The organism is Streptomyces fodineus (assembly GCF_001735805.1).
GTDB lineage: Bacteria > Actinomycetota > Actinomycetes > Streptomycetales > Streptomycetaceae > Streptomyces > Streptomyces fodineus.
Genome location: NZ_CP017248.1, coordinates 532587 through 544287 on the forward strand (window position 1 = coordinate 532587; position 11701 = coordinate 544287).

General features: G+C 71.6%; 12 protein-coding genes and 1 pseudogene. 6 read left to right on the forward strand and 7 right to left on the reverse strand.

Annotation, left to right across the window (positions count from 1 at the left end):
* Positions 1–10: 10 nt before the first annotated feature.
* Complete coding sequence (locus BFF78_RS02375) at positions 11–331, forward strand: GatB/YqeY domain-containing protein (RefSeq protein WP_069783321.1); 321 nt, start codon at positions 11–13, stop codon at positions 329–331.
* A gap of 267 nt (positions 332–598) precedes the next feature.
* On the opposite strand, the gene BFF78_RS02380 is transcribed toward BFF78_RS02375, so the two are convergent.
* The 6 genes from BFF78_RS02380 to BFF78_RS02405 all read right to left on the reverse strand — a co-directional run bounded on the left by BFF78_RS02380 (position 599) and on the right by BFF78_RS02405 (position 6732).
* On the reverse strand, positions 599–1336 hold the full coding sequence (locus BFF78_RS02380) for a DUF1345 domain-containing protein (RefSeq protein ID WP_069776724.1): 738 nt from the start codon (positions 1334–1336) through the stop codon (positions 599–601).
* 384 nt (positions 1337–1720) lie between these two features.
* Positions 1721–3175 carry a purine-cytosine permease family protein gene (locus tag BFF78_RS02385; RefSeq protein ID WP_193433398.1) on the reverse strand — a complete coding sequence of 485 codons (1455 nt, stop codon included), beginning with the start codon at positions 3173–3175 and terminating at the stop codon, positions 1721–1723.
* A gap of 99 nt (positions 3176–3274) precedes the next feature.
* A complete protein-coding gene (locus BFF78_RS02390) occupies positions 3275–4171 on the reverse strand; it encodes a polysaccharide deacetylase family protein (RefSeq protein WP_079161112.1) in 897 nt (298 codons plus the stop codon).
* Positions 4172–4333: 162 nt separating this feature from the next.
* Entirely contained in the window at positions 4334–4828 is a 495-nt protein-coding gene (locus BFF78_RS02395) for a hypothetical protein (protein ID WP_227025679.1), read from the reverse strand.
* A 165-nt stretch (positions 4829–4993) separates the two neighbouring features.
* Positions 4994–5815, reverse strand: coding sequence for an ABC-2 transporter permease (locus tag BFF78_RS02400; RefSeq protein WP_069776727.1), 822 nt, complete (start codon positions 5813–5815; stop codon positions 4994–4996).
* Positions 5812–6732, reverse strand: coding sequence for an ABC transporter ATP-binding protein (locus BFF78_RS02405; RefSeq protein ID WP_069776728.1), 921 nt, complete (start codon positions 6730–6732; stop codon positions 5812–5814). Before BFF78_RS02405 ends, BFF78_RS02400 begins: the two co-directional genes overlap by 4 nt.
* A 132-nt stretch (positions 6733–6864) precedes the next feature.
* Between BFF78_RS02405 and BFF78_RS02410 the strand changes: the two genes are divergently transcribed.
* From BFF78_RS02410 to BFF78_RS50465, 5 genes and pseudogenes are all read left to right on the forward strand, one after another.
* On the forward strand, positions 6865–8106 hold the full coding sequence (locus tag BFF78_RS02410; protein ID WP_069776729.1) for a sensor histidine kinase: 1242 nt from the start codon (positions 6865–6867) through the stop codon (positions 8104–8106).
* A complete protein-coding gene (locus BFF78_RS02415; protein WP_069776730.1) occupies positions 8103–8765 on the forward strand; it encodes a response regulator in 663 nt (220 codons plus the stop codon). The genes BFF78_RS02410 and BFF78_RS02415 overlap by 4 nt, the downstream gene beginning before the upstream one ends.
* 130 nt (positions 8766–8895) lie before the next feature.
* A complete protein-coding gene (locus tag BFF78_RS02420; RefSeq protein WP_069776731.1) occupies positions 8896–9813 on the forward strand; it encodes a dioxygenase family protein in 918 nt (305 codons plus the stop codon).
* Positions 9810–10228: pseudogene (locus BFF78_RS50460) on the forward strand (iron-containing alcohol dehydrogenase); the annotation flags it as partial. The gene BFF78_RS02420 and the pseudogene BFF78_RS50460, both read left to right, overlap by 4 nt.
* A 75-nt stretch (positions 10229–10303) precedes the next feature.
* Positions 10304–10867 carry a dehydroquinate synthase/iron-containing alcohol dehydrogenase family protein gene (locus BFF78_RS50465; RefSeq protein ID WP_472573259.1) on the forward strand — a complete coding sequence of 188 codons (564 nt, stop codon included), beginning with the start codon at positions 10304–10306 and terminating at the stop codon, positions 10865–10867.
* Between the two features lie 53 nt (positions 10868–10920).
* On the opposite strand, the gene BFF78_RS02430 is transcribed toward BFF78_RS50465, so the two are convergent.
* A complete protein-coding gene (locus BFF78_RS02430) occupies positions 10921–11697 on the reverse strand; it encodes an AraC family transcriptional regulator (protein ID WP_069776732.1) in 777 nt (258 codons plus the stop codon).
* Positions 11698–11701: the final 4 nt, after the last annotated feature.

An 11701-nucleotide genomic window follows, 5' to 3' on the forward strand; every position in this document is an offset into this window, starting at 1 on the left:
GCGGGAGGCCATGCGTGCCCGCGACAAGGTCGCGGTGAACGCCCTGCGTTCCACACTGGCCGCTCTGGACAACGCCGAGGCGGTGCCGGTCGGCGCGGCCGAGCTGCGCGGCATGGCCCTGGAGCAGGTGCCGGTCGGTGTCGGCGCCACCGAGGCCGCCCGGCGTGAGCTGAGCGAGCAGCACATCACCGACATCGTGCGTGCCGAAGCCGATGAACGGCTCACGCTCGCCGACCAGTTCACGGCGCCGGCGCAGGCCGACCGGGCGGCGCAGCTGCGCGAGGAGGCCGCCGTACTGCTCCGGCTCCTCGACGAGCCCGCCACCGCATAGCAGGCCCGCGGCCGGCTCGGGCACGCCCTCGTGCGCGAGCCGACCGCGCCCCCTCGCAGGCGGTCAGGCCGTCCAGTGGGACGAGGCGCCGCCACAGGTCGAGCGAGGTACGCGCGTGCGTCGGGCCGCGCTCCGGGTCTTCCAGGATGCCGATGAGGTTGGCCAGGTTGTCATGGGCTCGGGCCAGGTGGTCGCTCGCCGGTGTCCCGGTATCAATTCAGGCTACTCGGCGGGGAGTTCGGTCGCACTGTCGCGCAGGGCGCCGGGTCACTTCAGGATGTTGACCGCCCGGGCGACCACGAGGACCACCGTCACCAGGGACACCGAGGACTGCAGCATCATCAGCATCTTCGACCACCGGGACAGCGGCATGACGTCGGTCGGGCTGAAGGCCGTGGCGTTGGTGAAGGAGAGGTAGAGGTAGTCCGGGAACGCCGGTTCCCAGTCGGGCGGCGCCACCTCCGGATTCTGCATCTGTACGAAGAGGAAGTCGGCGTACTGGTGCTGCCCCCGGACCCGGGCCATGGGGCCGCCCCGGTCCCACTCCCAGTACCACAGGGCGAACACGATGACGTTCGTCACCCAGATGACCCCACCGGTCAGCAGGAGTGGGACCGCGCCGTCTGCCCCTTTGCCGCTCACCAGGTCGCCCACGAGCCGGACGGCCGCCCAGCCGTTGGCCAGGCTGATGACCGCGGCCAGGGCCAGACCCACGTACCGCAGCATCCGTGTACGGGGCTCCACGCGCCGGGGATTGCCCGCGATCAGTCCGGCCAGCAGCAGCAACTCCAGTGCGGGCAGGGCCCAGACGGGGTGGAGGAGGATGAGGTGGTGCGGCAGGCTCAGTTGCAGGGCGACGGCGGCGAGGATCACCGCCGTCACCGTCCAGCGCGGCTCGCCACGGGTCGCCCGGCGCCAGGCGGGGACCAGTTCCCGCTCGCCGCTCGCCAGGAGCCGCTCGATCCTGGCCAGCCGGCTCTCGGCGTCATCCATGTCGTCGTTCATGACGAGGATTGTCCCGGCAGGCTGTGTGCCGAAGCGAGCCGGGGACCTCCGGGCGCCGCTGTGCCGGGCGCCGGCCTGCGGCCGGTCAGGCGAGCCGCTCGTCCCCTACCGGTGCGGCCGTGGACCTCGTTGATCACGGTCGCCGCCGATGTGTACCACGCGACGACTCCCGTGGCGATGCCGAACCAACCGCCCACCCGGGTCATCGCGTGCGGCTCCGCACCGGTCTGGAAGGCGCCGATGGCCCGGAAACAGGTACGTGAGCGCGAGCAGGGCCGGCACCATCATGACGGCGAGGCCGACCCGGAGCGCCGCGAGGGTGTGTCGACGATCCCACACCGCCGGGACCGGGTTTCCCCACGTGTAAGCGTTGAAGACATCGGTTCAGGGCTCGCGGTGCTCGTGTGCCGCCTGCTCCAGTTCCTCCGCCTCGGCCCGGGCCACGCGGGTCTCGGCCTCCACGTCGATCGAGCGGGTCAGCCACCAGTACAGCAGCGCGGAGACCGGCAGGCCGATGAACAGGGAGATGTCGGCTCCGCCCAGCGCCTCGGCGGCGGGGCCGACGAACAGGGTGCCGACGGAGAAGAAGGGGATCATGGCGGCGAAGCCGGCCAGGTAGGAGATGATGCCGTGCCAGCCCCAACGGCCGTAGATGCCGTGCGGGTTGAAGATCTCCGCGATGGCGTAGTGGCCGCGGCGCACCACGTAGTAGTCCATCAGGTTCACCGCGGTCCACGGGATGAACAGGTAGAGCACCAGCAGCAGGAAGTTGTTGAAGTTCGCCAGGAAGTTCGAGGTCGCGGCCAGCGCGCCGACCAGGGACAGCGCCGCGGTCAGGCCGATGGTCAGCAGGCGTACGCCCAGTGTCGGCCGCACCCGCTTGAACGAGTCGATGCCGCTGATGAGGGTCAGCGAACCGCCGTACATGTTCAGCGCGGTGACGGACACCAGGCCCAGGGCGGCGAAGAGCAGCACGATCGCGCCGAAGCCGCTGAACACCTTGTCGCCGGCGGCGTTGATCGACTTGATCGTATCGAAGTCCTTGCCCGCCCAGGCGGCGAGCAGCGTGCCGAGGACCATCAGCCAGATACCGCCGAGCGCGGAGCCGAAGTACGTCCAGTAGAAGGTCTTGCGGACCGTCACGTCCGGCGGGAGATAGCGCGAGTAGTCGGAGACGTAGATGGCCCAGCTGATCTGGTAACCGGCGACCACGCCGAACTGGGCGAGGAACGGGGTCCACTTGAAGGCGCCGAGGTCGAAGGAGCCCGCCGGGTAGTGCAGGGTGACGAGGACGCCGACGGTGAAGATCCCGAAGACGATCAGGAAGGTGTACGTCAGGATCCGCTCGGCCTTGTGGATGATGTCGTAGCCGACCAGCGCGACGACGAGCGCGACCACGGTCACCACGATCACCCACAGCTTGACGCTGCCGTGCAGGGTGGTGTGCAGGGAGTCGGCGGCGAGGATGCTGTTGAAGACGTTGAACCCCGCGTACTGCACATAGGCGAAGAGCCATACCAGGAGCGCGCCGACATAGCCGAACTGGGGGCGCGACTGGATCATCTGCGGCAGGCCCAGCTGGGGTCCCTGCGCCGAGTGGAAGGCCATGAAGAAGGTGCCGATGACGGTGCCGGCGACGATGGCCAGCAGCGACCAGATCAGGTTGCCGCCCTCGGTGATGCTGATCAGTCCCACGGCCAGGGTGGCGATCTGCGCGTTGGACATGAACCACAGCGGGCCCAGGTGCCAGAGTTTGCCGTGCCGCTCGTCCAGGGGGACGTAGTCGATGGACCGGACCTCGAGGCCGGACACCACCCTTGACTCGACTGATGTGCTCATGACGCCTCCCGGTGGCCGGCCTGCCTCTGGGACACATTGTTGTCCGAGGTGGACGCGGTGACGAGTGGTGGGACGCGCGTACTGCTGCCAGGGGCGCGTTCAGGCGCCGTGCAGGGCGTCCGAGAGGCGGACGAAGCGGTGGCCGCCGGCCAGCAGGTGCGGGACGGCGCGTGCGATGCCCCGTGCGGTGCCGCCTTCGGGGTGGTTCATATGGCACAGGACGATGGAACCGGCCCGGGCGGAGGACACGGTGGTGTGCACCTGCTCGGCGGTGAAGGTGGCGCCGCCGTCTCCGTTGACGGAGAAGCTGACGAAGCGTTCCCCGAGGTCGGTGACGATGCGTGCCGCGACGTCGTCGCAGTACGCCGTGCCGGACCGGAAGAAGCGCGGCGGGGCGCCCAGCAGACGGGTCAGCTTGGCCTGGTTGCCGGCGATCTCGTCGTACACCTCTGCGGCGCCGCGGGTGCCGGGGATGCCGTACGCGGAACGGCCGGTGACCGACAGCGGGCGGTGCCGGGTGCCGTGGTTGGCGATCTCGAAGAGCGGGTCGGCGGCCAGTCGGTGGAATTCCGCCGGGTTGGCGTCGATCCAGCGGGAGTTGAGGAACAGGGTCGCCGGTACGTGCCGTGCGCGGAGGAAGTCGATGAGGGCCCGGTCGTAGCCGCTGCCCCCCGGGCCGCCGCACGCGTCGAAGGTCAGCGCGATGTCGCGTGTCGTGTGCGGCAGGGAGTGCACCACACCCGGGGCGTCGAAGCCCCAGGTGTGCGGCGTGCTGCGCCCGTAGCGGGCCACGATCTCCGCGCGGGTGACGGGAGGGTGCGCGGCGGAGGCCGTGGCCGAGGGGACGGAGCCGGGGGTCGGCTGGGTCGTTGCGCCCCCGCCGGTTCCCGGCGTGGCGGAGGAGCCGGGGGCGGCGGCGCCGTTCTTCGCGCCCGCGCAACCGGCGAGCAGTCCTCCCGCCAGGGCGGCCAGCACCGCACGGCGACCAGCCGTCATCCGCTCTCCCACACCTGATCGAAGGTCGCCACGGCCGACGACCACCATGTGGACAACCGTACGCACCGGACCACCGGCGACCGTGAAGACGGCGGTAAGAGATCACCCAGAATAGAGCGCAAGTGGGTGAGTGCGGCGGGACCCGTCGTCCGTGCCCCTGGGCTATTGCTCTCCCTCGGCCCGCAGTCGCCTGGCGTACGACCAGGTCACCGCCGTCAGCAGCACCGGCACCGCGAGGAGCGGGGCGTAGGCGAAGGCCCACACGGTGCGTGGTGTGCCGCTCGCCAGGTCCGTTCGGCTCCGCACGGTGAAGGCGACCACCACTTGTGACAACGCCACCAGCATCGTCACGGCCGAAGCCGTCCAGGCCAGCCGTGCCAGCGCGCGGGGGTACCGCGGTCGGCGGTCGCGGACGAGCAGCAGGGGGAACAGAGCGGCCAGCTCGGTCAGGACCGACAAGCCGACGACATAGGCAACTCCCCAGCCCGGTATGGCGTAGTCGTCCCGCAGCACCTTGTCGCTGTAGCCCACGTAGATGCCGGATGCCATGGCAAGGCGCCACAGGCCCGAGGGCGCCGCGCACCAGGCGATGGCATGGGCGGCGCGGCGGGTCCGGACGGGGACGCGAGGCGGAGGGGTCCTGGTGGTTCTGGTCATGACGAACATGCTGGTCGGAGCGTGCCGCCGGCACCTCGTCCGCCAAGTCCGACTACCTCCGCCGCGCGGTGGAGAACGCCCCGCCTAGGAGGGACTTGAGGCGGAGCCGGGTCAGGAGGAGAAACCGCGCGCCGGCTCCGGGCGCGGGCTGCCCGGAGCCGGCTGTCACACGTCCCGCTTCCTGACGACCAGCACGGCCACGGTGAGCGCGATCAGCGGCCACAGCCCGTACACGATCCGGGAAGCGGCGACCGTGGCCGTGAAGGTGCGGGAGCTCGGGTCCGGTTGCCAGTTCTGGACCAGGCGCTGCCAGGCGCTGAAGATCATGGCGTGGCGGATGTCGGCGGACCACCGCTTGTCCTGTGAGAAGACCGTGGGCAGCATCAGCAAGGTGAAGGCGCAGGTGGCCATGGTCGCGGCGCTGTGCCGGATCAGGACGCCCAGGCCGAGCCCGGTCAGTGCGCAGACCGGAGCCAGCAGTGCCGATGCCACGAGCGCCCTCGGTACACCCGCGTGCGTGATCGAGACTCCGGCGTGCTGTCCGCTCAGGATGGCCTGGGAGACCAGGAAGGAACCGGTGGATACGACCGCACCGACGGCGATCCACAGTGCCGCGGTGACGGTCGCCTTGGCCAGTACGACCGAGCCGCGGGCGGGGACCGCCACGGTGGTGGTGCGGATCAGGCCGCTGCTGTACTCGCTCACGATCGTGATGGCGCCTACGCATGCGGCGACCAGCGTCAGCGTCATGTAGCCGGACGGCGGGCAGGCGTCCCAGGGCCGGAAGTCCGCGGGCCTGTGCGCGCTCGTGCCGGCGGCCGCCAGATCGTGGTAGTCCGCGATGGCCGCAACGGCGGCGGAGCCGATGACGAACAGACTGGTCAGCGCGATCGTCCACCAAGTGGAGCGCAAGGAGCGCGTTTTGGTCCACTCGGAGGCGATCAGGTCGGCGAAGCGGGCAGGCGTCGGGGCGGTGGGTGTGGTCATCGGGGCTGTCCTGCCAGGTATTCGACGCTGTCGGCGGTGAGTTCCATGAACGCCTCCTCCAGTGAGGCAGTCCTCGTGGTCAGTTCGCTGAGCGGGATCCGGTGTTCCAGGGCGAGCGCCCCGATCCGGTCCGCAGGCAAGCCGGTCACGGTGAGTTTCCGGGCGCCTGTCATGTCCTGCGGCTCGACCGATGCGCCGGCGCTGGTCAGGACCGCCGCCAGCGCCGCGGCCTGCGGGCTGCCCACCACGACGCTGCCGCGCGTGCTGCGGGCCGCGAAGTCCGCCACCGACTCGGCGGCGATCAGCCGGCCCCGGCCGATGACGACGAGCTGGTCGGCGGTGTTCTCCATCTCCGACATCAGGTGACTGGAGAGGAACACCGTGCGTCCCTCGGCGGCCAGGCGGCGGAAGAGGCGCCGTACCCAGAGAACACCTTCCGGGTCCATGCCGTTGATCGGCTCGTCGAACATCAGCACCGGCGGATCACCGAGCAGGGCGGCGGCGATGCCGAGCCGTTGCTTCATGCCGAGCGAGAACCCGCCGATGCGCCCCCGGGCGGCCTCGGCCAGACCGACCTCCTGCAACACCTCCTCGACGCGGCGCGCCGGGATGCCGTTGCTCCGGGCCAGCGCGGACAGGTGGGTCGCCGCGCTGCGTCCGCCGTGGACCTGGGTGGCGTCCAGGAGTGCGCCGACGTGCCGCAGGCCACGCGGATGGCTGCGGAAGTCGGCCTTGCCGACCGTGGCGGTGCCGCCGGTGGGCCGGTCCAGGCCGAGGATCATCCTCAAGGTGGTGGTCTTGCCTGCTCCGTTGGGGCCGAGGAAGCCGGTGACCTGTCCCGGCCGCACGGTGAAGGTCAGTTGCTCGACGGCTGTCCTGTCGCCGTAGCGCTTGGTGAGTTGGTTGACTTCGATCACGGCGACAACGGTGACGGCAGGTGCCCTGTGCGTGCATGAGGCCGTGGGAGGCAATGCGCCCGGCGGATTGGCCCCCGGGTGTACGTCCCCGGGCCGATGCCGGGTGCTCGGACTCCTGGTTAGTCTCGCGGCATGACCACCACATCCCTCGCGTCCTTCGCAGCGCGATGTCCCCGCCGCAAGCGCGTGCCGGGGGTGACGCGAGCGACGGTCACGGCCTGGGCGGGTGCCCTGCTGTACGTCTTCCTGCTGCTGGTCCTGGTGACGGGCGCGCCCCAGGACTCGGGCCCTCTTGTCGCCGTCGGGTCGCTGCCGGCGGTGAGCCTGCTCGTCGGGGTGCTGCGGCGGACGCCGCTGACGGCCCTGGTCCTGGCGCTTCTCGGTGCCACCGCCGCGGTGGTCGTGCCCCGCCGTACCGCCCATGCGAGCCTGGCCTTGTCGTATCAGGGCCAGTTCCTGTCGTACCTGGCGGCGGACCTCGTCCTGGGGTACATCGTCGCCACCTGCACGCGCAGGGTGTCCGTCGTCGCCGTATCCCTCGCTCTCGGCGTGCAGTCGGTGACGATCGGTCTCTTCGCACACGGCCCGGACTTCCTGATCGTGGACGGCGTCGTCGGGCTGCTGGCGATGGCCGCGTCCTGCACGCTCGGGCTGCTGAGCCGCGAACGGCGCGAGCACGCGGTGGCGCTGCGCGCACAGGAGGTGGCCGAGGCCGTCACCGCCGAACGGCTGCGGATCGCCCGGGAGTTGCACGACGTCATCGCGCACAGCGTCGGCGTCATCGCCATCCAGGCCGGGGTGGGCAGCCGGGTCATCCGCACGCAACCCGATGCGGCCCGCGACGCCCTGCACACCATCGAGACCACCAGCAGACAGACCCTGTCCGGGCTGCGGCGCACCCTGGTGGCACTCCGTCAGGCCGAGCCGGACCCGGCGACGGGCGAACCGGCGCCGCCCGCGCCCGCGCCGGGGCTCGCGGACATCGAACGGCTGGCCGCGGCCACGGCGGACGCGGGGGTACGGGTCGAGGTGCACATCAGCGGGGAGCAGCGGCCCCTGCCGGCCGACGTCGAGCTGGCGGCCTACCGTATCGTTCAGGAGGCGCTGACCAACGTGGTCCGCCATGCGGGCACCGGACACTGCACGGTGGCCCTCGGCTACGGGAACGGGGAGCTGTCGGTGGAGGTCGTCGACGACGGGCGCGGCGTCGCCGGGGAGGGCCCGGCCCACGGTTTCGGTCTCATCGGCATGCGGGAGCGGGCGGCTCTGCTGCAAGGCCGGTTCAGCGCCGGGCCGCGACCCGAGGGCGGCTTCCGGGTGGCGGCGCGCCTGCCGCTGCCCGAACCCGTCGGCGTCGCGCAGGAGACCCGGTGACGGTCCGGGTCGTCCTGGCCGACGACCAGCCGCTGGTGCGGTCCGGCCTGCGGGTCCTCATGGCCGATCACCCCGACCTGGAGGTCGTCGGCGAGGCCGCCACCGGCGCGGAGGCCGTCGAGCGGGTCGGGGAGACCGGCCCCGACGTCGTGGTGATGGACATCAGGATGCCCGGCATGGACGGCATCGAGGCCACGCGCCGGATCACGGCCGGTTCCCTGCCGACCCGCGTGCTCATCCTGACCACCTTCGACGAGGACGACCATGTCTACGGCGCGCTGCGGGCCGGCGCCAGCGGTTTCGCCGTCAAGGACATGGCGCTGGACGACATCCTCACCGCGATCCGCGTGGTCGCCGCCGGAGACGCACTGATCGCGCCGGGTGTGACACGCCGTCTGATCGCGGACTTCGTCGAACACCGCCCGGCCGGTGCGGAACCCTCCGTGCGTCGGCTCGAGGGCATCACCGAGCGGGAACGGGAAGTGCTGACCCTGGTCGGACGCGGCCGGTCCAACACCGAGATCGCGCAGGACCTGTTCATCACGGTGGCCACGGCCAAGTCCCACGTCTCCCGGCTGCTCGCCAAACTCGGCGCCCGCGACCGGGTGCAGCTGGTGATCACGGCGTATGAGACGGGGCTGGTCACGCCGTCGGGCTGAGCACCGCACGACGACACCTGCGCGGCCGGCGGACGGCGCACAGGGGCCATGGCTACGTTGTGCGGAGATTCGTTGCGAACAGGCCGGCTGCGGCTCCAGCGCGTCGTACGCCGGCCGGGAAGCAGGAGACATGGCCGAACACACCACCGGGATCTCCGGCGCGGCCCCGCTGCCGGGGTTGTTCGAGGCGGAGCGCTCGGCGGAGATCGTCGCCGCGAGCTTCGCCGGCGCCACCGACGAGCGGCTGAAGGAGATCCTCGGCTCCCTGGTGCGGCACACCCACGCCTTCGTCAAGGACGTCGGACTCACCACGGAGGAATGGGCGGCGGGCATCCGCTTCCTCACCGGGACCGGCCAGAAGTGCGACGAGACCCGGCAGGAGTTCATCCTGCTGTCCGATGTGCTGGGTGTGTCGATGCTGGTGGAGACACTGAACCAGCCGGCCGACGGGCAGTTCACGGAGTCGACGGTGGAGGGTCCCTTCCACATGGTCGACTCGCCGCCGCGTGCCCTCGGCGACAGCATCGACGAGGCAGGGCGGGGCGGCGAACCATGCCTGGTCACCGGACGGGTCACCGACGGCGACGGCCGGCCCGTCGCGGGCGCGGGCATCGACGTGTGGCAGGCCGACGCGGACGGTTTCTACGACGTGCAGCGGCCCGGCGAGGTGCCCGAGCGCAATCTCCGGGGCCTGTTCACCGCCGACGAGGACGGCAGGTTCTGGTTCCGTACGATCGTGCCGCGCTACTACCCCATCCCCACCGACGGCCCGGTCGGCGCTCTGCTCAAGGCGGGCGGACGTCACTCGAACCGGGCCGCGCACATCCACGTCGAGGTGTCCGCGCCCGGCATCCGCACGCTGACCACGCATCTCTTCGTCGACGGCTCGCCGTACCTGGATTCCGACGCCGTCTTCGGCGTCAAGGAGAGTCTGATCCGGAGCTTCGCCCAGGTCGACGACCCCGCCCGGGCCGCCGAGCACGGGCTGCCCAACCCGTTCCGTCACGTCGACTTCCCCCTCACCGTCCAGCGAGGAGCGCAACCATGACCGACGCCGCCGCCACCGGTCATGTGACGGTGCACGAGACACTGCCCTCCCGGGTCCTCCTGGGCGCCGGTGCCCGTCATGCCGTCCCCGAGGAGACCGAACGGCTCGGCTCCGGCCGGGTGCTGCTCGTCGCCACGGGTTCGGCCCGAAAGGCGGCCGACGAACTGGCCGCCGCCCTCGGCCCCCGTCTGGCGGCGCGTTTCGGCCGGCCCGTCGCGCACACCCCGGTCGCCGTCACCGAGGAGGCACTGGAACTGCTGCGCACGTCCAACGCCGACAGCGTGGTGGCCCTCGGGGCGGCTCCGCCGTCGGCCTGGCCAAGGCGCTGGCGGTGCGCACCGGGCTGCCGCAGGTGGCCGTGCCCACGACCTACGCGGGCTCCGAAGTGACCCCCGTGCTGGGCGAGACGAGGGACGGTGTGAAGACCACCCGCCGCGATCCGGCCATCGCGCCGGGCACCGTCGTCTACGACCCGGAGCTGACCCTCCTCATGCCGCCCGGTCTCACCCTGACCAGCGCCCTGAACGCCCTCGCCCACGCGGTGGAAGCCCTGTGGGCGCCCGATGCGACCGCCGCGAGCGACGCCCTGGCGACCGAGGCCGCCGACGGCATCCTCTCGGTGCTCCCCGAGGTGCTCGCCGACCCGGCGGGACTCGGGGGCCGCGAGCGCCTCCAGCAGTCCGCCTGGCTGGCCGGTCTCTGCCTGGCCCAGACCCGTATGGGCCTGCACCACCAGCTCGCCCACGCCCTCGGCGGCACCTTCGACCTGCCGCACGCCGAGCTGCACGCGCTTCTGCTCCCGCATGTCCTCGCCTTCAACCTGCCGGCCGCGCCGAACGCCGCCGCCCGGCTGGCGCGGATCACGGGCGGCGACCCGGTGACGGTCGTCGGCGGCCTGGCCCGGAGCCACACCGGTCCGACCACGCTCCGCGCCCTCGGTGTGCCGCGTGAGGGGCTGCGGGCCGTCGCCGGGCGGGTCGCGGCCCAGCCCTACCCCAACCCTCGTACGCCGGAGGCGGAGGCGGTGACGCGGCTGCTTCAGGACGCCTGGTGACCGGCCCGGGTCACCAGGACTCCGGTCGGTCCAGGGACTGAACGGGCTTGTGGTCAGCCCACGTTGCGGTGGCCTGAGGTGAAGCGGGACGGTGGCATGCCGAAGGCACGGGTGAAGGCGGCGGTCAGTGCGGCGGGAGAGGCATAGCCGAGGCGGCCGGAGACCTCGGTGACCGACGCCGTACGCAGCAGCGGAAGGGCGGCGAGCAGGCGCGCGCGGGTGCGCCAGACCGCCGGGCTCTGCCCGGTCTCGGCCCGGAAACGCCGGGTGAAGGCCCGTTCGCTCATGGCCGCCCGCGCGGCCCATGCCGCGTTGGTGACCCCGGCGTCCGGGGCGGCCAGGTACGCACGGCAGATCGCCGCGAGGTCGGGGGCGGCGGGGATCGCGACGTGGAACGGCAGCGGGGTGAGCGCGGCGATCTCGTGCAGGAGGAGCGCCACGACACAGCCCTCCCGGCCGGAGAGGCCGTAGTCGGCCTCGAACTCGACCGCGGCCAGGAGCAGTTCGCGCAGCAGCGCCGGAACGTCCACGACCGTGCAGGTGGCGGGCCACCACGGCACGGCGTCCGGCTCGATGTACAGGCTCCGGGTGCTGACCTCCAGCATGCGGACCCGGTGCCGGGTGGTGGCCGGGATCAGTACGGCCCGCTCCGGCGGGACGGTCCAGGTGCCCTCGGGGGTGTCGACGACCATGATGCCGGTGGCGCCGTAGAGGAACTGTGCGCGCCGGTGCCGGTGCCAGTCGAGCACCTGACCCCGCGGGTAGTCGGTGCCGATGGGCAGGACGGCCCGGTCGACATGGTCGACGTCGTCCAGGGAGACGTTCTTCACGCGG